The sequence below is a fragment of the Paenibacillus chondroitinus NBRC 15376 genome (assembly GCF_004000765.1).
GTDB lineage: Bacteria > Bacillota > Bacilli > Paenibacillales > NBRC-103111 > Paenibacillus_E > Paenibacillus_E chondroitinus.
Window position 1 is genome coordinate 22,580 of the sequence record NZ_BILW01000049.1, and the last position, 22,678, is coordinate 45,257.

At 41.6% G+C, this 22,678-nt stretch carries 20 protein-coding genes; 12 read left to right on the forward strand and 8 right to left on the reverse strand.

The window, feature by feature from the left end:
- The first annotated feature begins 58 nt into the window (after positions 1-58).
- The 4 genes from PCH02S_RS30895 (at position 59) to PCH02S_RS30910 (ending at position 4,598) form a co-directional block, all read left to right on the forward strand.
- Positions 59-1,018 carry an ABC transporter permease gene (locus PCH02S_RS30895; protein ID WP_246069327.1) on the forward strand — a complete coding sequence of 320 codons (960 nt, stop codon included), beginning with the start codon at positions 59-61 and terminating at the stop codon, positions 1,016-1,018.
- 36 nt (positions 1,019-1,054) lie between these two features.
- The gene (locus tag PCH02S_RS30900; RefSeq protein ID WP_127457943.1) at positions 1,055-1,942 is read left to right on the forward strand and encodes a carbohydrate ABC transporter permease; all 888 of its coding nucleotides are present in this window, start codon (positions 1,055-1,057) and stop codon (positions 1,940-1,942) included.
- An 18-nt stretch (positions 1,943-1,960) separates the two neighbouring features.
- Positions 1,961-3,553, forward strand: coding sequence for a type 2 periplasmic-binding domain-containing protein (locus tag PCH02S_RS30905; protein WP_127457944.1), 1,593 nt, complete (start codon positions 1,961-1,963; stop codon positions 3,551-3,553).
- Between the two features lie 130 nt (positions 3,554-3,683).
- Positions 3,684-4,598, forward strand: coding sequence for an aminoglycoside phosphotransferase family protein (locus tag PCH02S_RS30910; protein ID WP_127457945.1), 915 nt, complete (start codon positions 3,684-3,686; stop codon positions 4,596-4,598).
- Between the two features lie 70 nt (positions 4,599-4,668).
- On the opposite strand, the gene PCH02S_RS30915 is transcribed toward PCH02S_RS30910, so the two are convergent.
- Genes PCH02S_RS30915 through PCH02S_RS30925 form a run of 3 tightly spaced genes read right to left on the reverse strand, consistent with a single transcriptional unit; the run spans position 4,669 to position 5,950 of the window.
- Positions 4,669-5,097: an SRPBCC family protein gene (locus PCH02S_RS30915; RefSeq protein WP_127457946.1), complete on the reverse strand. Its 429-nt coding sequence runs from the start codon at positions 5,095-5,097 to the stop codon at positions 4,669-4,671.
- Complete coding sequence (locus PCH02S_RS30920; RefSeq protein ID WP_127457947.1) at positions 5,094-5,624, reverse strand: SRPBCC family protein; 531 nt, start codon at positions 5,622-5,624, stop codon at positions 5,094-5,096. The genes PCH02S_RS30915 and PCH02S_RS30920 overlap by 4 nt, the downstream gene beginning before the upstream one ends.
- Positions 5,621-5,950, reverse strand: coding sequence for an ArsR/SmtB family transcription factor (locus PCH02S_RS30925; RefSeq protein WP_127457948.1), 330 nt, complete (start codon positions 5,948-5,950; stop codon positions 5,621-5,623). The genes PCH02S_RS30920 and PCH02S_RS30925 overlap by 4 nt, the downstream gene beginning before the upstream one ends.
- 145 nt (positions 5,951-6,095) lie before the next feature.
- Between PCH02S_RS30925 and PCH02S_RS30930 the strand changes: the two genes are divergently transcribed.
- A complete protein-coding gene (locus PCH02S_RS30930) occupies positions 6,096-6,359 on the forward strand; it encodes a hypothetical protein (RefSeq protein WP_127457949.1) in 264 nt (87 codons plus the stop codon).
- Between the two features lie 63 nt (positions 6,360-6,422).
- Here PCH02S_RS30930 and PCH02S_RS30935 read toward each other — a convergent pair whose 3' ends face one another.
- Entirely contained in the window at positions 6,423-7,391 is a 969-nt protein-coding gene (locus PCH02S_RS30935; RefSeq protein ID WP_127457950.1) for a DMT family transporter, read from the reverse strand.
- Positions 7,392-7,508: 117 nt separating this feature from the next.
- Between PCH02S_RS30935 and PCH02S_RS30940 the strand changes: the two genes are divergently transcribed.
- The 4 genes from PCH02S_RS30940 to PCH02S_RS30955 all read left to right on the forward strand — a co-directional run bounded on the left by PCH02S_RS30940 (position 7,509) and on the right by PCH02S_RS30955 (position 12,711).
- Positions 7,509-8,858 carry an aminotransferase-like domain-containing protein gene (locus PCH02S_RS30940; RefSeq protein ID WP_127457951.1) on the forward strand — a complete coding sequence of 450 codons (1,350 nt, stop codon included), beginning with the start codon at positions 7,509-7,511 and terminating at the stop codon, positions 8,856-8,858.
- A 126-nt stretch (positions 8,859-8,984) separates the two neighbouring features.
- Positions 8,985-10,070: a GerAB/ArcD/ProY family transporter gene (locus PCH02S_RS30945; protein ID WP_127457952.1), complete on the forward strand. Its 1,086-nt coding sequence runs from the start codon at positions 8,985-8,987 to the stop codon at positions 10,068-10,070.
- Between the two features lie 5 nt (positions 10,071-10,075).
- A complete protein-coding gene (locus tag PCH02S_RS30950) occupies positions 10,076-11,563 on the forward strand; it encodes a spore germination protein (RefSeq protein WP_127457953.1) in 1,488 nt (495 codons plus the stop codon).
- A complete protein-coding gene (locus PCH02S_RS30955; protein WP_127457954.1) occupies positions 11,560-12,711 on the forward strand; it encodes a Ger(x)C family spore germination protein in 1,152 nt (383 codons plus the stop codon). Before PCH02S_RS30950 ends, PCH02S_RS30955 begins: the two co-directional genes overlap by 4 nt.
- Positions 12,712-12,724: 13 nt before the next feature.
- Here PCH02S_RS30955 and PCH02S_RS35965 read toward each other — a convergent pair whose 3' ends face one another.
- Positions 12,725-12,895: a hypothetical protein gene (locus tag PCH02S_RS35965; protein WP_164819804.1), complete on the reverse strand. Its 171-nt coding sequence runs from the start codon at positions 12,893-12,895 to the stop codon at positions 12,725-12,727.
- 76 nt (positions 12,896-12,971) lie between these two features.
- Between PCH02S_RS35965 and PCH02S_RS30960 the strand changes: the two genes are divergently transcribed.
- Genes PCH02S_RS30960 through PCH02S_RS30970 form a run of 3 tightly spaced genes read left to right on the forward strand, consistent with a single transcriptional unit; the run spans position 12,972 to position 16,776 of the window.
- On the forward strand, positions 12,972-14,483 hold the full coding sequence (locus PCH02S_RS30960; protein WP_127457964.1) for a spore germination protein: 1,512 nt from the start codon (positions 12,972-12,974) through the stop codon (positions 14,481-14,483).
- Positions 14,480-15,670 (forward strand): Ger(x)C family spore germination protein, encoded by a 1,191-nt coding sequence (locus tag PCH02S_RS30965; protein WP_127457955.1) that lies wholly within the window; start codon positions 14,480-14,482, stop codon positions 15,668-15,670. The genes PCH02S_RS30960 and PCH02S_RS30965 overlap by 4 nt, the downstream gene beginning before the upstream one ends.
- A complete protein-coding gene (locus PCH02S_RS30970) occupies positions 15,667-16,776 on the forward strand; it encodes a GerAB/ArcD/ProY family transporter (RefSeq protein WP_127457956.1) in 1,110 nt (369 codons plus the stop codon). The genes PCH02S_RS30965 and PCH02S_RS30970 overlap by 4 nt, the downstream gene beginning before the upstream one ends.
- Before the next feature lie 443 nt (positions 16,777-17,219).
- On the opposite strand, the gene PCH02S_RS30975 is transcribed toward PCH02S_RS30970, so the two are convergent.
- From PCH02S_RS30975 to PCH02S_RS30985, 3 genes are all read right to left on the reverse strand, one after another.
- Positions 17,220-18,248, reverse strand: coding sequence for a hypothetical protein (locus PCH02S_RS30975; RefSeq protein WP_127457957.1), 1,029 nt, complete (start codon positions 18,246-18,248; stop codon positions 17,220-17,222).
- Entirely contained in the window at positions 18,205-20,979 is a 2,775-nt protein-coding gene (locus PCH02S_RS30980; RefSeq protein ID WP_164819805.1) for an HD domain-containing protein, read from the reverse strand. The genes PCH02S_RS30975 and PCH02S_RS30980 overlap by 44 nt, the downstream gene beginning before the upstream one ends.
- A gap of 521 nt (positions 20,980-21,500) precedes the next feature.
- Positions 21,501-22,415: a hypothetical protein gene (locus PCH02S_RS30985; RefSeq protein ID WP_127457959.1), complete on the reverse strand. Its 915-nt coding sequence runs from the start codon at positions 22,413-22,415 to the stop codon at positions 21,501-21,503.
- Between the last annotated feature and the right edge of the window lie 263 nt (positions 22,416-22,678).

Here is a 22,678-nt window from a genome sequence, read left to right on the forward strand (position 1 = left end):
TAGTAAATAACAAGTGAATGCGCATTCATTTCAGATTTGTGGGGAAGGAGAGGGTTATTTGCAAGATTCCATTGTCGTAACCCCGAGAGTTGAAACCGTTTCCATAACTAAAAGTGAATTCAGACGGAAATTGAAAAGCTATCGCGTTCTTTATTTTATGCTGCTTCCAGGCTTGCTTTATTTTCTTGTTTTCCACTACATCCCAATCTACGGTGTTGTGCTAGCTTTTAAAAACTTCAAAATTATGCAAGGCATTATGGCGAGCCCCTGGGTAGGATTTGATCATTTTGAAAAAGTTTTTGCAGATCCGAATTTTTATCGCGTCTTAAATAATACCTTGATTATCAGTTTGTATAAAATCGTCTTTGCTTTCCCGATTCCGATTATTTTTGCCCTCTTATTAAGTGAAATCACGAGAGAACGGTTTAAAAAACTCGTCCAGACGATTTCCTATTTGCCTCATTTCATGTCTTGGGTCATTTTGGCCGGGATATTCATTAGCATCTTCTCGCTGAACGGTCCTATGAATGCAATTGTCAAACTATTCGGTGGCGATCCGGTTTTATTCATGGCTGATGATCGATACTTCCGTTCGATTCTGGTCCTAACAGACATTTACCAAGGGTTCGGTTGGGGATCCATTGTTTATTTTGCAGCGATCGCCGGGATCGATCCGCAGCTTCAGGAAGCAGCCATTATGGATGGTGCCAACCGTTTTAAAAGAATCATTTACATAACGCTTCCGATGCTGTTACCCGTGATCTCCATTATGCTTATCCTTCGTATGGCTCATGTGCTGGATGCCGGCTTCGATCAAATTTTCAATATGTATAACCCCAAAGTGTACGGAGTATCAGACATTCTCGATACTTTCGTGTATAGGAAGGGTTTGCTGGAAACGAACTATAGCTATGCGACAGCGGTTGGGCTCTTTAAATCCGTCGTGGCCCTTGTGCTAATCGTGCTTGTCAATAAAGCCGTTCACATGATGGGAGGAAAGGACCATACCCTTTGGTAATCAGGCTTGAGGGAAGCGGGAAGGAGGAAATTTGCTATGAATAAGACGAAAAAATCATCTACAGAGACAATCGGTGAATTTTCGCTTTACCTGGTAATGATTGTGATTACGATAATCACCTTGTACCCTTTTTGGAATCAAGTGGTGACGTCGATTAGTGCTGAAAACACCTTGTATACAACAGGGATGCTGCTTTTTCCGAGCAAGCTTTCCTTTGAAAGCTACTATGTTATTTTTCAATACAAAGCGATCTGGTCCGGTTATGGCAACACCATCCTGCGTACAATTCTGGCCGTAAGTTTAAGCCTGACTTTTACCGCGTTATTCGCTTACCCGTTATCCAAGAAGGATTTGCCTTTTAATCGAACCGTTACATCACTCGTACTGTTCACCATGCTGTTCAGTGGAGGCTTAATTCCCAATTATTTGCTGATTAAAAAGCTGGGCATTTATAACTCCATCTGGGCTCTTGTGCTGCCAAGCATGATCAGTGCGTTCAATGCCTTAATTATGAGGAACTTCTTCCGATCGATTCCGGACAGCTTGGAAGAGTCTGCACGTGTTGACGGAGCGGGATACTTTTTTATTTTTCGCAAAATCATTGTGCCTTTATCAAAACCGGTTCTGGCTACAGTCGCATTGTGGATCGCGGTCCAGCATTGGAACGCTTGGTTCGACGCCTTAATTTATATAACCGACCCGAAGAAGCAGGTGCTGCAGGTCGTTCTCAGAAAAATCATCGTAGATAATAATATGGATCAATTAAACGCTATGCTTTATCAATTTGATCAGAAGGACATGTTCTCTACTCGTCAGCTGCAAGCTACCGTTATTATGTTTTCTGTCATTCCTATGTTAGTGATTTACCCTTTCGTGCAAAAGTATTTTGTTAAAGGGATCATGATCGGTGCCGTTAAAGGATAAACAATAGGGATTGAAAGGGTGATCAAATTGAAAAAGGTTATTCCAGTGACGATAAGCGTCGCTTTATTTGGAGCCGTTCTGGCTGGTTGTTCAATGGGAAGTGGTGTACAAGGGGAACAAACCGCTGCACCAACGGTCGAGAAAAAAATGAAGTTAAGCTATCTGAATCAGAATTTCGATAAAACCGTCAAAGATTCTTATGCGATTAAGTATGTCGAAAACAAGTTCAATGTCGATATTGAACAACTCCCACGTTCGAAAGACAATTATAAGGACGAGCTTCTGCTAAAAGTGGCTTCTGGGGAAATTCCGGACGTTTGGGTGGATTTAGGTTTTCCCGAATATGAGAAACTGGTGAATCAGGGAGCCGTTGCCGAAATTCCACAGGAGATGATTGAGAAGAATGCCCCGCATTACTGGGCTTGGCTGAAGAAGCATCTGGGTGATGACCCCTTGAAGTTATATAAGCGAGACGGTAAAAATTATTCCATGCCGATCATCCAGACGTTGGGGCCGGATCGTACGGTCGTTGGTTTGCGTAAGGACTGGCTGGATCAAGTAGGTATCACGAAGAATCCTGAAACATTGGAAGAGTTTGAAGATGCGCTGCGCAAGTTCCGCAATAACGATCCCGATAAAAACGGCAAAAAAGATACCTACGGTTGGACGGGGCAAGCTGTAGGCGTGAAAGATATTTTCAGCCCAGTGTTCGGTGCGTTCGGTGTATTTCCAGGTACATTTACGGATAAGGACGGGAAAATTGTTCGTGGAGAGATTGAGCCGGGAGCGAAACAAGCGCTTACGCTGCTTAATAAATGGTACAAGGAGGAGCTGCTCGATCCGGAATTTGTGCTAAACAAAGGACAGAACGTGGATGATAAAATCATCTCCAGCAAAGCCGGAATTGTAACCGCTTCCTGGTACCAATTTATTACGAAGGCCGCTTTTTTTGATGGAAAATATTACGATAAGCTTCGTGTCAATGTACCGAATGCCAGTTGGGTGTTAACCGCTGGACCCAAAGGACCTGAGGGACAACAAGGTACCGTACAGTTAAACCCAATCGCAAGTTCAGGCGGCCAATTCGGCAAACATATGGAAAAAGACAAGGAGAAAATGGCCAAATATTTGCAGGTTGCGGATGCTACAGCTTTTGATGCGGAGACTTTTGAGAATATTGTGTATGGGGAAAAAGGAAAAACCTATAAGAAGGGAGAGAAAGGAGATTACATATATCTCCCTCCTTACGATAAAGAAGAAGAGCAGATCAAGTTCGGTATCGGTCAGCAGTACACGTTCCTGGGCAAATCGTTTAACGATTATGATTTTCAGACTCCGTATATGACTCTTAACGAGCTGATGTCATTACGTAAGGCTTCCGAGCATATTGGCAAAGGAAAATACGATATCATGCAGCCGATTGCGATTCCAGCTTACAACGAAAATATCGACGCGCTTGACCAATTGACGCTGAAAACTTATATCGATATCATTACCGGACAGCGTCCTGTAAGTGATTTCGATAAATATGTGGAAGAGTGGAAAAAAGCCGGCGGTTCCAAAGTCATGGCCGAAGCCCAGAAGAAATTTGAAGAAAATTTCAAAAAGTAACTGGGCATGACGATCAAATACACCTAAGTTTTGTGTGACGGCTTGATGACACAAACATAGGTGTTTTGATTTTTCATGGTATAATTTAGAAGAAATCATTTCTATCTCATTATCCCAAGGGAGTATGTCCATGAACCTATCTGATATTAAAAAACACCTACCATCCATGTCGAATATCTCTGATATTTCACAGGTTACTAAGGGATTTTCTTACGATGTTAAGTACTTTTTACATGAGGAAAGTGGCTCACCTAAATTTGTCTTGCGCACTTCACCTAAGCAGCAAATTCAGCAAAAAATGCAAGAGTATGAAGCCGTTACTCGTATCTATGAACGCGGAGTCAAAACTTCAAGGCCAATTGAATTCGGTTCGATCGAAGCCTTAGACATTTGTTATATGATACTGAGTTATGTTGAAGGGGAAGATGCTTCTGAAATACTTCCTTCGTTATCCTCTGACGAACAATATCAGATCGGTGTTGAAGCGGGCAAAGAACTAAGAGTCATGCATGAAATAGCTGCACCTGTCATGGAAAGTTGGCATGACCGAAGATTATTGAAACATAATCGCCAGTATGAAAGTTACCGGAACAGTGGTGTTAAGCTACCAGAGGAGGATGCCATTTTATCTTTTATCAATAACAATCTAATACACATGACCGATCGACCCAATCGATTCCAACATGATGATTTCCATCCGAGCAACCTGATTGTTCATCATCGCTGCTATTCAGGGGTCATCGATTTTAACCGCTATGATTGGGGAGATCCTTACCATGATTTTTTGAAAATCGCCTATTTCAGTAGAGAAGTAAGCATTCCGTTTTGCATTGGGCAAATCAATGGGTATTTTCATAACGAAGTTCCGCAAGAGTTCTGGAAGTTGTACGCATTGTATACGGCTATGATTATTTTTCCAACGATTACGTGGACTCTTAAAGTTGTGCCGGAGCAGCTTGAATCCATGTTGGCTAGAATTCGCGTTGTGCTGGAAGACCATAAGAATTTCGAGGAAATTGTTCCTCTCTGGTATAAAGAAAACTAGCAGGGAAACAAAAAGGAAAGCAGGACGCGTTTAGACATGCGCCGCGTGCTTTCCTTTTTCTTATAGCCTGCTAATGAACTAACGCCGCACGTAATGTCGTGATGCCGTGTTCCAGATAAGCCTTAAGGCATGTCAACGTATATACCCAGCCTTCTTTGTTGCCTACAAGTAAAGGAATAGACTCCTTGTCATCTGAAAAACCGTCCTCGTTCACTTCGATTATCGTGTTCATTTCGTCCTTTGCCGTGAAGGTTATGGTGACGAGGTGTACATGCCCGTAATCCCATTCGAATGTAATTTTCTCGTCTTTCACGATGTCTTTAACTCTAATCTCGCCATCTGCATTGTATTCATCATAGCGCAGCTGGATTGTTTTTCCAGGTGTCCATCTCTCAGAGCTGGAAGAGAACCAGAAGTTTCCGATCTTCTCGGGATCGACGAATGCTTCGAATACTTCATTTGCCGGTTTGGCAATGGCCATTTTGGTTACATTGTTCATCGGTTAGCCTCGCTTTCAAACATTTTTTTGAACTCGTCATGCAGCTCTTGCCATCCATAAAGAACAGCGTTGCTTCCAGCCATAGAAGGCATCTGTTTGCCGTCGAGGATGCCAGTTAAGCCTTTTAAACATAAAGTCCAACCCGCTGCAAGTGAAGGTGCCATTTGATAATCTGTGAAGCGATGGCGGAGAATAAGAACCGTGTTGTTACTGCTCGAAATCAATTCCCAGCGTAAAATGTCGTTGCCCCACTTGAAAATAAGCAGGTGAGGGGCTTCCACCGTAAGCACTTCGCCTTGTCGTTTGACGTTTTCCTCTGAATGGTTCACATGGGAGAGTGTGACCGCTCCAGTCGATACAAGGTCCCGATCCGTGGCAAAAGGGCCCCATGCGGGTAGTTGATCCGATTCAGTTAGAGCAGCCCATACATCTTCTATCGGATGCTTCAGCGTTCGTTCAAGAATTAACACCCATTTTTCATCCGAACGGTTAAGGATGGGCATCAGTTCTTCGCCATGTCGTTTCATTGCAGGTTCTCCTTTTTGATACGTTTTTGCCGATCGAGATGTTCTTCCAGCCTATCGACGTGTTGATTCCATTTTGCACGATATGTACTTAACCAATCATCCACACCGGTTAAGGGACTTGCATCCAAAGAATAGATACGGCGCTGTGCATCTGCTTGGACACGTACGAGGCCGCTCTCGCGCAATAATCGCAAGTGGCTGGAAATCAGCGGCTGAGATAAACCCAGCTCTTCTGTTAAATCTTTGACCGTCGCATCCGACCGGAGCAAACAGTCCAGGATTCTTCGACGAGAAGGCTCGGCAATAATCGTATAAATGTCGTGCAAAATCATCACCTCTTATCTCTCTGATAACTAGTATAAATAATCGTTTATATAAATACAAATGCATATAAGTGTACGAGAGGGAAATGAACTTTCTTGACGAATTTTAACAAGCAGAATGAGTTTGCAACATATAGGAGGTCTCACATTGGCTGAACATGAACGTAAAAATGAACGAATCGTGCTTCCTATTCTGTTCGATGATGATGAGGATGATGTGGGCCCGCTTCTTGATGATGTAAGGAGTGATCAAGCGGAGGCTGGTTACTTCATTGAGGCAATGAAACGAGCAGGGGTAGAGCGTGAGAAGATTGCTGAGACTCTAGTTCAGCTCACTAAGGTTTATATAATGCCTCCCTACGAGGCGACGAGGATTTATTACGAGTTCAAAGATGAAAATGAACAGGAATAATATCATTTAAAAAAGACACCGCGAAGGTGTCTTTTTTTAGTTCACAGACCGGTTAACTAGAATCTAACGGGAATCACTAGTGCGCGAGGACTGGGAGGAGCCTACTCGTCTGGCTCGCCGTGTTTTTACATTCGTACCAAGCACACCCAGAATAATAACAATTGCACCGATGATGTGATAGTAGGCAAGCTGTTCATTTAAAAAGACGAAGCCCCCAACAATTGAAACCAAAGTAGCAAGATGATTGAACACACTTACCTTCGATGCCTCCAATTTGGATAAAGCGAAGTTGCTGAGCAAGCTGGAAACGAGCGAAGAGAGGACGCCCAAATAGAGAATAGACATTAAGAACACCGGACTTGCAAATGGCTCGAAATAAAGGGAAAGCGTTCCTGATGCCAAATGCTGACTAGCCGCCATGAGGTTGAAAACAAGGAAACCAATGATGGTCATCACATAGGTCATGGCAAACACATTCAATCGTAAAGTTAGCTTTCTTGCAAGCACACTGTAACCTGCTAAAGAAAGGGCTGACAAAAGAATTAGCAGTGTGCCTTTCATATTCGTTAAATCAATTGTCGTGCCTTTCATGACAAAGATGAATATAACCCCTGCAACAGAGAGTAACGTAGAAAGCTGCTGCAACTTAGTTGCACGTTCCTTCAGGAATTGTGCTGCTGCAATCATCGTGAAGATCGGCACGGTTGCATGGATTATACCTGCTTCAGCAGAAGTGGTGAACTGTAAGCCAAATGCTTGAAAAGCAAAGAACAGCGACGGATATAAGACCGCAAGTGGAAGAATAGCCAGAACATCCCGCGGTTGTATTTGCAGCTTCACCCATCTTAATAGAACGGGAATGGTGGCGGCGATAAGGGAGATCGTAAATCGGTGAGCAAGGCTATCTAGTGGAGACGCAACCGTTAAAGCTAATTTTCCAAACAGAAAAGAGAGTCCTACAATGATGGAATAAATAACGATGGCTGAGTAGGCGAAGCGTTTTGTTTTGGTATCAATTTGTGCAGCTGTCATGACGTTCCTCCTAGTAACTGTAATTTATACGTATATCGTATCTCACCCTCACTACATGCTACAATATAGAAAACAGCAATCTGTACCGTTACAGATTACAACTAAGGAGCTTGTCCGATGTACATGTATATGAAGCTAATGAATGAGCTGGAGGAACTGATACGGAAGGAACCTTATAAGGCTGGACAGAAACTTCCTTCTATTCGCACGCTTTCGGAGCAGTATACTTGCAGCAAAAGTACGATTATTAAGGCACTGAATGAGTTGGAGATGCATCATCTCATCTATGCGATGCCGAAGAGCGGCTATTACGTGGTCAAAGGGGTGAATGCCGCTCAGGACGAAACGTCTCCAATTTTGAACTTTTCAGCTGCCGCTCCTGATCCAAATGTATTTCCTTATTTGGATTTTCAGCATTGCATCAATAAAGCGATTGACACCTACCAGAAGGATTTATTTGTATATGGCACTGCCAAAGGAATGTCATCCCTGATCGAAATCGTGCGTAAGCAATTAATGCGCTACCAGGTGTTTACGGACGAGCGGAACATCTTTGTCGTATCCGGGGTTCAGCAGGCGTTATCACTCCTTGCCGCAATGCCATTCCCTAACGGAAAGCAGAAGGTGCTGATTGAACAACCTAGCTATCATCTGTTTATCGAGTATTTGGAGACGCGCCGCATGCCGGTTATCGGGATAGAGCGCAGCAATTCGGGAATAGATTTTGACAGACTGGAGAAGATTTTCCAAACTGAGGACATCAAGTTTTTTTATACCATGCCGCGGTTTCACAACCCTTTGGGCTGTTCCTATACGAGCAAAGAGAAGAAGAGGCTTGCTAAGCTTGCTGCCAAATATGATGTCTACATCGTTGAGGATGACTACCTTGCCGACTTCGAACAGGACAGCAAGGCCGATCCCATTTTTACTCAGGACGATACATCACATGTCATTTATTTGAAAAGTTATTCCAAAATCATTTTCCCCGGTTTACGGATCGGCATTGCGGTTATTCCATTTCAGCTCGCTGAAACGTTCAGACTGTACAAGAAACAAGATGATATTGACAGCTCCATGTTGTCGCAAGCCGCTCTTGAAATCTATTTGCGCAGCGGAATGTTCGATCGCCATCTTGCCAAAATCCGGAGCAGATATACAGCAAGGGCGAAGCTGCTCGATGCGGCACTTACGAAGGAAGCAGACCGCAGTGGAGGAGCCTTCACTTACGAACACTCTAAATATCCGTTTATACATACACATATCTTGCTGCATCAAACAATTCCAACTGAGAAGCTTATCGCTAAATTAAAGAAAAACTCGATTCTGCTGGAGTCTATGGACAGGAATTATTTGCAGAATTTCGAGAGGAAAAATATAGTGAAGCTAAATGCTACGAACGTGAACGAGGTTGAGATTGAACGAGGGATAGAACGGATTAGCGCTGTTATTATGGAGTCGATTCGCTAAACGGAGATCGGAATTAGGAAGTGAACGAGAAATATAAGTGCATAATAAATGTAACAATGGGATAAATTACTAAAGATTTTATTCGTCATAACTGACCATTCATAGCTGCATTGTGAGGAAAATAATATGGACGGAACACAAGGGAAAATTGGGATTATATCCATCATTATGGTCATGATGCTATTCAATGGTTTGACTAGTCATGTTATTGTAAATCCGTTGGTATTGGATACATCGGGTAGAGATGCTTGGATTTCTGTTCTAATGACGGCTGTTCTCTACCTGCCTTGGTGCGCACTTCTTGTTTATATTATGAGAAAATCAGGTCAACAGGAGCTGCGGGCATGGTTGGCAGAGCAAACAAGCCCTCTTATAGCTTGGATCATTATAGCTCCGATTTGCGTGGAACTGTTTTTGATTGGAGGCATGACGGTTATCCAAACGGAGGTATGGACCGTCACCAACTATTTGCCTGCTACACCTCAATATATTTTAATAATTACGTTAGTTTTGGTTTGTTATTATTCGGCCTATAATGGTATTCGCACGATAACAATAGTTGCGGGTATCTTACTGCCTACGGTCGTCTGCCTCGGATACTTCGTTTCCATTGCCAATATGCCGGAGAAAGATTACGCGCTGCTCAAGCCTTTTCTTGAACATGGTTGGCAGCCGGCTTTGAACGGTATGGTTTATACGGGAGGAGCATTAGTGGAGATTATGCTGCTGCTATTGTTCCAACACCGTTTTAAATCGAAGATGCGGGTCTGGCAAATGTTGCTGCTCGGTGTGATTCTCGTATATATAACATTAGGTCCTTTGGTAGGAGCGATAACTGAATTCGGCCCTCAAGAAGCTGCCAAGCAGATGGTGTCCCCGTATGAGCAATGGCGTCTTGTCAAAATTGGTTCGTATATCGAGCATGTCGATTTCTTGTCTGTATATCAATGGTTGGCGGGAGCAGCAATACGAATTAGTCTTTCACTTTTTTTAATTGCGGAAATAATTACGTATAAAAAGGCAGAAATGCGGCGTTGGTTCATTCTTTTTTTAACAATTTGCATCATTATATTTTCAATGATTGTCACGCACCTAAATTCGTTTTATTTATGGATGTATAAAATTTATTTTCCTGTAACTTTGATCTTCACGCTAGTCTTAACAATTGTTTTAACCGCTATTGCATGGATGGCCAAACCCACCAAGGAGTGAGCAGCATGAGCAGTGTTAGCGATACACAATCCGGCATTGTAACGAAAGAGCAGATGATTCGGCAATTGTTCGCAAACTGTTCTGACGTACAAATTCTGACTTACTTATTTGGTGAGGATGACCCGTCATCCACAATTATGATGATCTATGCCGAAGGTTTATGTGATGCCGTTCAAATAGGGAAAATTGTCCTGCCGGAATTGAATTATGTTTATAAAGAAAATGGCTTCGAATATCTGCAAAACGGATATGTGCTTGGCTCTTTACCGCTCATTTCCTTTGATGGAGAAGCAACAGAGCAAGAAATGACAGATTGCGTCTTTCAAGGGGATCTTCTCCTTATTTTTGTAGGTTCGGATGCGATGTACAAGCTTAATATTTGCAACCGTCCTCAGCGGGCACCTGATGAATCTAGTATCGAGATTTCGATCAAAGGACCGAAAGATGGATTTGTGGAAGAGTTTTCGACGAATATTGCCTTGATTCGCAAACGGATTCGAAGCAATTCCTTATGTTGTGAAACGTTCATTCTCGGAAGAAGAACGAGAACGAAGATCGGACTTATGTATATTAAGGACATACTTGCACCTAATATTTTAGAGGAAGTCCGTTGTCGGTTAAATAAAATCGATGTCGATGGCATTTATAGCATCAGCCAGGTGGAAGAAGCACTTACTGATAAGAAATTTTCGTTATTTCCTATAACGGACTTCACGGGCAGGCCCGATTATGCAGTCAACTGCTTATTATCCGGACGATTTATTCTTATTATCGACGGCAACCCGTTGATCCTAATTGCACCAGGGACGTTTTCGTTGATTATGAAATCCCCGGAGGATATTCATTTCAGTTTTCAATACGTGACTTTTGCTCGCATGATTCGTTTTTTAAGTTTCTGGATGTCGATCCTCTTGCCTGGTTTTTGGGTGGCTCTTACTGCGTTTCACCAAGATCAAATTCCATTTCGGCTTATGGCGACAATATCGGTAGCGAGAAGTGGTCTACCTCTATCAGCACAAATGGAAATGTTCACATTGCTATTCCTCCTGGAGGTTTTTCGAGAGGCTGGAGTACGATTGCCTAGCTCCATTGGACAAACTCTAACGGTGATCGGAGGGTTAGTTATTGGGGATGCCTCCATACGCGCAGGGTTGGTTTCGCCTTCGGTGGTGGTGGTTGGGGCAATTACCGCAATCATGGGGGCTACGCTTGTTAATCAGACCTTGGGCACAGTCGTAAGTGTAATCAGGTTGGTTATTTTTCTAGCTTCAGCTGTCATTGGAATGTATGGTCTCATTTTGGGTATGGTATTGTTGGTGATTCACATGTCCAGAATTAAATCGTTCGGGATCCCTTTTTTATCTCCGTTGTCCCCGCCCAATTACAAAGTCCTATTTAAGAGCTTTTTAAGGTTTCCGTGGGCTAAAATGCGTTTTCGTCCGCAAGAGCTGCACACGATCGATTCAGACCATAAAGGGAAAGATCCCGAATGAGGAAACTCGGTCTTTTACTAATTGTCCTAACCTTTCTAGTTTTCCAAACGGGTTGTTGGAATTCCAAAGATATTCAAACCATGGCCTATGTAACAGCGATCGGATTGGATTACGAAGATGGCAAATATGTCACCTATGTACAGGTGCTCAACTTTGCCAATGTGTCAAAAACCGAGTCGTCTCAGTTAGAGAAGAAAATCCCCATATGGATTGGGAAAGGAGAAGGGGAAACGGTCACTGAAACGTTTAATGCGATTTATGCGACTTCCCAACTGAGAGTGTATTGGGGGCATGTGAAATCAATTGTGTGCACGGAACGATTTTTAAAGAACGGTAAAAGAGTCAAAGAGGCTTACGATATGATAAACCGTTATCGGGAAATCCGTTACAACGTTCTGCTGTATGGAACAAAAGAGCCATTAAACGATTTGTTTCAGCAGAAATCGATTCTGAATTTATCACCGACAGATTCCTTACTGGATAATCCGTCACAAATTTATTCCCAGCGTTCGTATATTACGCCGCATTACGGTTACAAGATTATTTCAGAGATAAATGAACCAGGGCAATATGCCATGCTTCCTTCGATCGCACTTGAGAAGGGAGAGTGGACCGAAGATAAACAGCCCAGATCGATGTTTAGAATCGACGGGGCGTTTTATTTAAAGGGCAGCCAATCCCTAGGGTGGATGTCTGAAAAAGAGTTAGAGGGATTTCGATGGCTTCAAGAAAAGCTGTCGCGTTCTCCGATCAACATTCCGGATACGAAAAAGCCTGTCGCTGCAATTGTTATGATTGAGCCGAAATCACGTATTCTGCCCACTATTCGAGATGGAAAAGTGTACTACACGATTAAATTGAAAATAAATGCCTACGTCGATGAAATGGTTGAGGATATTGCACCACAAGACATGCGGAAACTTGCGGAGCAAGTGATTGAAGATCAGCTTAGAAAAACATACGAAATTGGGCTTAGCAAAAAAATAGACGTGCTGCAATTGGGCGAGCGGCTTTACAGAAATTACCCTAAAAAATGGCATGAACTCAACCAGAGTAACGACTTCATTTTGGATGCCGACTCCCTTGATAAAGTAGAGGTTAATGTCAAACTGCAGCACACTGGCAAGTATAAAGCTAGAGCGCATTAGCCCCACTCATGGCTCATTGCCGTTTCAATTCCTTGAATTTCTGAATGATATGCTTTCCCTTTAGATGATACCAAACGATAACAGGGGCGAAGAAGTTGATGCCCAGCACACTGCCAACAACAATCCACATAAACCATTCCGTGTTTAGGATAGACAGATAGATGGGGGAATGATAAAAGTCCATTCAAGCTGCTCCTCTCTATGATTGGGGATTTTTGTATTAGTGTAGCCAGCGACGGGGGGTGACATCCGTGCAGGAAATGAAGCAAGAAGGCGTAAAGTTAACTTGGCCTGACAAAACCGCGGCCATTGAGGAATTGTTAGGCCATAGCGTCGATCTGCAGCGACGTGATTTTATGTTTTGCGGTAATCCGGAATTTCCCGGGTGCTGCTTCTATTTAGAAGGACTGGCAGATGCGACTGTCATTGATACGGCGCTCAAGGCGCTCGTCGTCTCGGGCAACGAACTGGTGGAGGAACCGGAACTGCTGGCCACGGCGGAGGAAATCATCAGCAGCTTAATGTTCAATGCATCGATCCGAGCCTGTGGTACGTTGGCTGTAGGTGTAGAAGGGATTCTCACCGGCGATACACTCTTCCTAATTGATGGAGTGGATCAAACGCTGCTCGTCAGTTCGAAAGGATGGAAGGATCGCAGCGTAGAAGAGCCTGCCTCGGAAAATAACGTCCGCGGTCCGCGCGACGGCTTTACGGAAAGCATCCGCACAAATACCGCGCTTGTCCGCAGAAGGATTAAGGATCCGATGCTGCGGATGGACGGGATGGTCATCGGGACGAGATCGAAGACGGATATCAACATCGCTTATATCCATGACTTGGTCAAAGAGGGGCTTGTTGATGAGGTGAAGCGTAGACTTTCTCACATAAAGATTGACGCGATTCTCGAAAGCGGCTATATCGAAGAAATGATTGAGGACGCACCATTTTCTCCGTTTAATACAATTCAGAGCTCGGAACGGCCGGATAAAGTAGCTTCTGCCTTGTTGGAGGGGAGAGTAGCCATCTTTACAGACAATACGCCGGTGGTTTTAATTGTGCCCACATTTTTTTGGCAGTTCATTCAAGCGCCAGATGATTACTATAACAGGTACTGGGTAGGTACTTTTTTTCGCATTGTGCGTTACCTGGCTTTCTTAATATCTTTGATGCTGCCTTCCATCTATGTGATGCTTGTTTCCTTCCATCATGAGATGATTCCGACTGCGCTTGCGCTAACGATTGCTTCCGGGCGTGAGGTAGTGCCATTTCCCGTACTGTTGGAAGCCGTCATGATGGAGCTTGCTTTCGAGCTCATGCGCGAAGCCGGGCTTCGCATGCCGAAGCCGATCGGGCAAGCCGTGAGCATCGTCGGCTCACTTATTATTGGCCAAGCGGCGGTGCAAGCAGGATTGGTATCGCCCTTCATGGTCATCGTCATCGCCATAACCGGGATATCCTCCTTTGCCATTCCCAGTTATTCTTCATCGCTTGCGCTGCGCATTTTCCGTTTTCCTTTGCTCATCGCTTCTGGCACTCTGGGGCTGCTAGGATTCTCCGGCATGTTCTTCATCCTTCTGCTTCACGCACTCTCGATCCGTTCCTTCGGCGAATCGTATTTGTCGCCAGCCAGTCCTTTCCGCGAAGTGGATCAGCGGGATATGATGCTCCGATTTCCGCTATGGATGCTTGATCAGCGGCCGGCATTCGCCCAAGATACACAGCGGATGAGCGATCAACAGAAGCCGCATGTGCCGGAGGAACAAGAGACATGAGAAGATTAGTTTGCTTACTCCTGGCGTTCTTGCCTCTGCTGCTGCTTACATCTTCTTGCTACGGTTTGCGCCAGATCAACGAATTGGCGATTGTCACCGCAGTCGGCTTGGATGTGGGCAAGGAACCTGACAGCGTCAAGCTGTCCGTGCAGATTATTCGTCCAGCGGATGCTCGAGGGCAGACGGGCGCGCCTTCCGGCGGCACGGGAGAGCCGATTTATTCCGTTAGCGCCGAAGGCAAAAGTATTTTCGAAGCCATTCGCAATCTGGGGCATTTTACATCACGTCGCGTCTATTGGGCGCACAATTTCTTGATTGTGATGCACGAAAGCTATGCCCGTAGAGGTATCGGAGATATGATTGATTTTTTCACCCGCAACCATGAACTTCGCATGAATACATGGGTCACAGTAACGCCGGATTCACCGAGTGAGGTTATCTCGACGATTACGGGCTTGGAGGTTGTGCCCGGCGAAGCGGTTGACCGCCTGTTCCGTAACGTGCAAATCGTAGGACTTGCTCCCGCCAGTAATATGATGAATTTGGAAGAAGCCTATTTGAGCCGGTCCGTGGAACCCGTCGTTGCCCAAGTACGGCTCGTAACTAGGGGGATTTCCAATAAGAGGCCAGAGCAGCACGGTTCGATTAAGCAAGTTGATTTGGAGGGAGCAGCGGCTTTTGTAAATGACAAGATGGTCGGGTGGCTTTCACCGAAGGAAACCAAGGGGTTAATGTTTTTCTTGCAAAAACTGAAAAGCGGTATTGAAGTGATTCCTTGCCCAAATAATCAAAATAAGATTGTGACAATGGAATTTAAAGATATTGACTTTAAAGTAAAGCCATCCTATTCAGATAAGCTACCTAGCTTCCATATTCGACTAATGATCAAGGCAGATGTAGTGGAGAACAACTGCGGGGCTCCCATGACGGATTTACGCGAAGAGACCGAAGAAGCGCTTGAGGCTAAGCTGAACTCCGAAATTCAAAGCGTCTTGACCAAAGCACAGCAGCAATACCATTCCGACTTTCTGAAACTCGGAGACGTATTTCGCAACAAGTTTCCGATGGAATGGAAGCAACTCGGCTCCAAGTGGGGGGCTGCGTTCTCCGAAGCGCAAACAACCGTTGAGATCAAGACAACAATTAAGTCGACCGTGCTGAAAGCAGCAGAGCAGGGGGTTAAATGAGAAAACTACAGATTACCAACGGCATGTTCATTGCAATGGTTGTCAACGTGATCTTCGCCAAGGCGATCGGTGTAACGCAAGGTGTTCTGGCACGTGCCGTCGGCCAAGACATGTGGGTGGCAACGCTGCTGGGAACACTCCAAGGCGCGGTCATGATGTTTGTGACTTACATCGTTCTGCGCAGAACTCCGCATCTGAATTATATTGAACTCAGCGCGCTGCTGCTCGGCAAATGGTTCGGAAAAATCATAGCGTTATTGATCTTCGTCTTCTTCTTGGGGGAATTCGGACCGATCATGATTACTTTCGTGTATCATTTGAAGGACTATTTTCTCCCTGAAGCACCGGTCTGGCTTTTTACGGTTTCTTCCCTGATTGTTGGGGCGATTGGCTGCTACTACGGCCTCGAAGTGATGGGGCGAATTGCACTGATCGGTCTGCTTTTTATTTTTCTATTGAACACACTGATTATTCTCGGCTCAACCAATGAATTCGATATTCGAAATTTGCTGCCGTTTCTCGAGCATGGCTTTCTCCGGACAGCTGCCGCGAGCCTGCACTTTGATGTGGATTGGGCGCTTGCCGTCATGCTCGGCGCGCTAATCATCCCGTACGTAAACGGTACGGCAGCACGTGGCGGCCAGCTAAGTGTCATCAGCATTCTGGCGAGCGGCATGCTGGTCATCATCTGGGCAATTCTTGAGGGTGCAGTCTTATCTGCGGAGGTAACAAGCCAATACACGATCTCCTGCATGAAATTGGCGAGGAATGCGCATATCGGTAATTTTTTGCAGAGATATGAAATGATTATGATTGCGCTTTATTCCGTTTCGGTTCTGTTCGAAGTCATGTTCTGTATCTATGGTTCGTCAGTTAGTCTCGCCAGCATCCTGGGCTTGAAGAGCAATAAAACGATGATCCTGCCTGTTTGCCTCATTCTTGGTGTGTTCGGGACATGGATAGTAGAGGATCATTTTCGCGCAATTGATTATTTGGAACACGTTTGGCCAAAAATTGCGCTGCCTGTCGCAATTGGGTTGCCGCTGATTCTGCTGGGGCTAAGGATGCTGCTTCGGAAGAAGCTGGATGGCGTTGCTTCGTCGTAATTTTGCCTTTGCGAAAAGTACCTTTGGTGGCTGCACACTGAACAGAATCCTTAAAGTCGATATCCAAGGATGAATGGGTGATTTTGAGCCCAAATGAATTGGGCTAAAGTCGCAGAGAGTTCAAACCGAGTTCAAACCGAGTTCAAACCACTGTATTTATGAATTTATTTCGCGAAATCCTGGGTTTTTTCCATATTAATGAATTGAATTTATTTCGTGAAATTATAGAAATTGAAAGATTGCGACGGAGAATGGGTGATTTTGAGCCCAAATGAATTGGGGGCTAAAGTCGCAGAGAGTTCAAACCGAGTTCAAACCACTGTATTTATGAATTTATAGCGCGATAGCAGTTGGAAAGATTGCGACGGGAGCAGCTCTTGGCGACTTTACCCATTACATATTCACAAAACCCATATTTTATACATATGTCTATACTCATAGTTTTAACGTTTTAAGAACTTTATCCCATTCCCGCCAGATGTAAATGACTTCATTTTTCTTAGTGATTTCTTAATGCTTTTTGAGCTAATGACACAATTAATATCAGTCTTCTTTTTTGTTTCGTTTTGCAATATCACTTCAATGACTTTTTTGTTACCAACTTCTGAAAGTTTAAAAATTATTTTAGGTATACTCTTTTCTAGCATCATCCTAACTTGATTCCAATTAGGAACTCGTATTTGCTCTGTTCCCTTTGTTGATATTTCAAGCCAATGATAGAAATAATTTAGACACAACTCAGATGTAATTCTTTTTATGATCCAGTGAAGTATTTCTCTATTAACTTCAAAGAGATTCATATGCTCTATTAATTTGTTTTTAGTTTCAATAATAATTTTTTCTATTAGTTGAGTTGCTAGTTCTAGCCCTAGATACTTTCTGGAATTTGTTTCATCCCCTTTTATAACTTTATGAAAATGTGTCGTTTGAAGTAATGTATGTTTCCAAAAAACATATGCATAAGCAAATGGGCAAATTGGTGGAAACTCCCCTACTTCCTGCTTTCTTAACTCCTGAAGTGTAAGTGCACAGATTCGATGTTTTTTTAGAAATTTTTTCTTTATAAATCGGTCTATCGTTCTAAAACAACATTTATTTTCGAAATATATTTCGTCATTAAACGTCTTACAATTTGTGTATTCACGTGCGGAGGTTTGTTTAACTTCGTAAAAGTACTTTGATTTGATTATTGGCTCAAGGCTAAAATCTTCAATAGAAACAGATCTAGGGATAAATACAAACCGAGTATCATCATTTCTTGCCTTGCCTTCAATCCACTCAGAGACTGAATTATCAGTTATGTTTACTGGGAAATTCCATTCAGACCAATAAGTTTCTGTGAAATTAGCTAACTTAAAACCACATTTACATGTGAACGGTTCGCTGAGCACGCTATCGCTTAATAAAAATGGAATTTCGCTCAAACAGCTAGGACACGCATTTATCAATTTGTGAGTTACCGTAATTTCCAACAGTCTTAACTCTTTCACCAATTTTAACAACTTCAAAATCGTCGTTCAAACTACAGTACAATTTCTCAGGAATTACGGGCCAAAGTGACGAAACTAAATCATATTCTTCATATTGGCCCAACCATTTATCTGCTTTTACAACAAATCCGGGGAGATTATTATTAAATGATTCCCTTCCAAAACTACCTAACTCCCTAAATGTTTTTGACTCCACAGTTACATTTGTCTCACACACTTGAACATATTCTGCCATAAATATTTTCCCGAATAATATAAGTTCAGCAGTTCTAGAGAGCTTTCGGGCATCGAATAATTTTAACTCAATTTTTTCTAGTCGAGCGAAATCCCTAGCAGTTAGAGGGACTTCTACAAATTCAATAGTTCCATTTCTTATTAAATCCCGGTTCTCATTGAAATCAAATTTTAAACGGTTGTAATCTCCTACTGCTATTCCATCAACTAAAATGGTGCTTTCTTTAAACAATGCCTTCTCAAATAAAAGTATCCTATAATCACATTCCGAGAATCCAGCCAAAGGCAAACTGAATAAATAATGATATTCTACATCTTCGCTAGTGATTTTCACTGCTCTTGTATCAATAAATGGCTTGCTTCTAATATAGTCATCTATAGGATTATATCCATCAGAGAAATACCTATAGTCTGAGTACATTAATTTAATATCAGAAATGTCGTAAGCTATCACATCGAATGGTGTAATCCAAGGTTCTAAACTTGCTTCTTTATCACCTTCCATTTTTATGTTTATATCAACATTGTTATTTGGAATGGCTATGGAATCATAAATAATATAAAAAAGGTGATTTTTCCATCTATTAAAAAATTCAATATTTTTATCTCGATAAATCTCTTTATTCTGTCCATGAATAGCTAGATCCAATTGTTCAATGTTGTCATTAAAGATAATGATATCGTCGTTGAGAAATACTTTTATAAGCGTACCATGTTGCTCAATCTTTTCAATATCTAGTTCATCAGGCTTCATGTAATAAAAATGTTCATGAGGTCCATCAATAGAAAATCGTACAATTTCACCATTTTTCTCATCATCAGTTAAAGCCTTAGTTGTTATTTCCAATTTATCACCTATCATAAAGCAAGACAAAATACCTATTCCAAACTGCGACGTCGGCTTAAAATTCCTCCCCCAAGCAGCATTTTTTTGTTGGAAATCCTTAGATTTATAAAAGGAGTTACCAATATTCAAAAAATATTTAACAATTGTTTCCCTGGTCATACCTATGCCATTATCAAGACAATATAAATAAGTTCTTGTTTTGTTGTTTTCAATACATTGCCCCAATCCAAACTCAATGTTTCCTTTTATTTTTCCATGCCGATTATCTAACATTGATATCATACATCGACATGCATCTAACGCATTTTGATATAACTCTCTTAAGCATAAAAATTTATTTTTGTATAAACCAACCCCCATTAATAACTCTAATATTTTTTTTTGATTTAGAGTAAAACTTAAGTTGTCAACAGGCATAAAACTATTCTCATCATACTTGATCTGTGATCGGTCTACTTTGTTAGCAATTTGTAACTTGTATTTGTCTGCTAAGTGGCTAGTTTGGATGTTGTATTGCATATCCTGATAGAATAAAAAGTAATTCCCGATTTCAAAATCAATCCAGTCTAAATATTCAAGAATAAAGTAATATAAACTAGGTTCATCACAGTATGCCATATATTTAATTTTAATTTTTCCATTCCCATCAACTTCATCTAGAGTATAGTTAACCCCTTGAAACTTTGCTTTCCAATGGAGTAAACTCTCTTTAGAATGGATCATTTTTTCAGCAAATAAAGATTTAGGTGCTCTATCATGACTAAAATGTAAAATATCTGCAATACGTAGCATTACAGCTACAAATTGTAAATTAGCAGTCTCTTCTCCAAAATAACCTGCTTGTACTTCTAGTCTTTTTATATATTCTAACGATTCACCGTGAGAGCGACATATTATTGCAAGATCTTTTGCAAGAGCCTCCCCCCATACACCTCCAATTCGTTCTTGGAAAAGAGAAGATAAATTTCGCACATACTTCTCAACTCTTTGGGCGTGTGTTACTCGTATATATTCGTACCGAATTAAATCACTATATTCCAAATAACTTTTTACGGACCCTGTTTCTGCTTTCTGTTTCAACTCTTCTGAATATCCGTTTCTGAATTGTTGGTATTCTACGAGCCTTTCTGCCATGTCACGATGCAGTTCGTTTTCATTTTGGGATAAAAATATATATGATTTTATCATTTCATAGCTGTTGTATAACTTTATTGAATTGCTTTTTATATAATCTAAAGCTTTGGATAACTTATATGGTACTTTACCATCATTTGCGATAGGATTAACCAGATCGTTACTTGTGAAGCCGACCATTCCCTCTGTCATTCTAAGAAGATGGTGTTCCCAAGCCGGAAGTGCCATGGCACAATCGTGAAGATATCCTGACATATATAATAAAAATATTTCATAACTACTCAGACGCTTAATAACTTCGGATCTCATTAAGCCTTCCATATTTCCAATAATTTTTTTACTATGTGAAGCATCGTGAATATCGAATTCAGGTAGTTGCTGATTAATCAACTTTAAATGATCTGTCACCGTTTCTGTTACTTCTTGAGCTAAAATAAATAACTTAGAAGACATATTCCCATTATTCGACCTCGAATTAAGTTCTTCAAGTAAAGTCATATGATAGATCCACTCCTTCATATTTAACATACAGAATTCTATATTCTACATTGTCACCATTAAAATAATACTCTTTTTTCATTAAAATTGGAATTTTATCCATCATTTACGGTACCGTTCATCACAATTGATCTTCAGTTAATCTGCCCGTTCATGAACGTGGAGAATTTCATCCCAAAATCTATCTTCTATATGTAGGTAAATTTGTGTCGCAAGACTACAATGTTGGGACATTTGTGCATTTTTTGATGACACAAATTCTCCTACATAAAAATAAAAAAGCCTGATTCCTCAGGCATTTATATTTAAAATTATGTTGGCACATTTGTGCCATTGGACACTCGCTGCGGGTTGTGTTGTTGTTGTGTCGTGTCGGACGGATGATGACAAGAACTTTATACCGAGGGGCTTATTCTCGAAATCAAAAACACACAGCGGCTCTTTTTTTGACCCGATGTGTGTTTTTTTAGTTACCTATTAACATGAACATATCCATATATCATGAACTGGAACAATGTCGGTTATTCTAAATTTATAATTGAATCCTCATTATCCGGTTTATACTTGATGAGCTTATACAATTTAGTATTAATACCTTTTTCGGAGATGTTTATGTAATTTTTATCAAACCACAACTTGAACAATACCCTGGAAGATGAGTTATCAGTAGATTGGATAACTTCCCAAACATAAAATTCATTATCTTCATATTCATTTACCTCAAAAGACACTGGAACTTGTTTAATCTCCATTGTATAAACATTATCATTATCTTTATCTTTTACAGGATTTTCAAGCCGATTAAAAAATGGGGATTTAGAATCATAAATAAGTTTTACAAAGCGATCTAAAAAAACAGCATCAATGTACAAATTTGGACCACGTAACCCAACTCGTGAACCCAAAGACTCCATAATATACGCTTTTGAGAAAGCGGTATTCATTTGAAACTCATTTGGAGAGTATACTACTTTCATATTATTATAATAATCTTGATCATCAGGGTGTGTTAAAATTTTTCCTCTTGCTGTTTCAATATCTCTAGAAAATCCTACTCTATGGCCATAAGTCAGTACACCTCTCGCTCCTGGAAAACCATTTTCCTTATCAACTTTATTAAGATAACGAAAATAGTTGATTACTGATGTCAACCAGTAAATATAAGCTAGTGGCCCATCATGTCGATCATTTACATCAACATTTTTAATAAACCCATCATTTAACACTAGTGTCGTTTCTTTAGGGTTAACAGAGTTTATTCCTCTCATTAAATGTTGTAATTTCGCAATTCTTATAAGATTTTTCCTTGATTCTTTACTAGTAAGATCCCAATTAGAATTAATAAATGGTGTTCCATATCCAAGCAAATCACACCATAAACAGAATGATTCAATAGGTTGCAAGCTTATTAAGACTTCATAATTCGTGGTTTCCATAGATAACTCTCCCTAATTGATGTTGTAATTATTAAACAATTCATGAAGAACTGTCATATATCCTTCTTATCTTAGTTAATTTTAAGGTATATGCAATAGAAAGGGTGTATTAACTACCTCCCCGAATGAATGCTGATTCCTCAACATAAAAATTGACTTGCTCGACGCAAACCTGCTGCCCGTTAGCCATACATGCTGCGCAAGCGCTGCACCACAGATGATGAAAATGGGTTAAGGAATCTGTCAATACTGCTACCTACCAT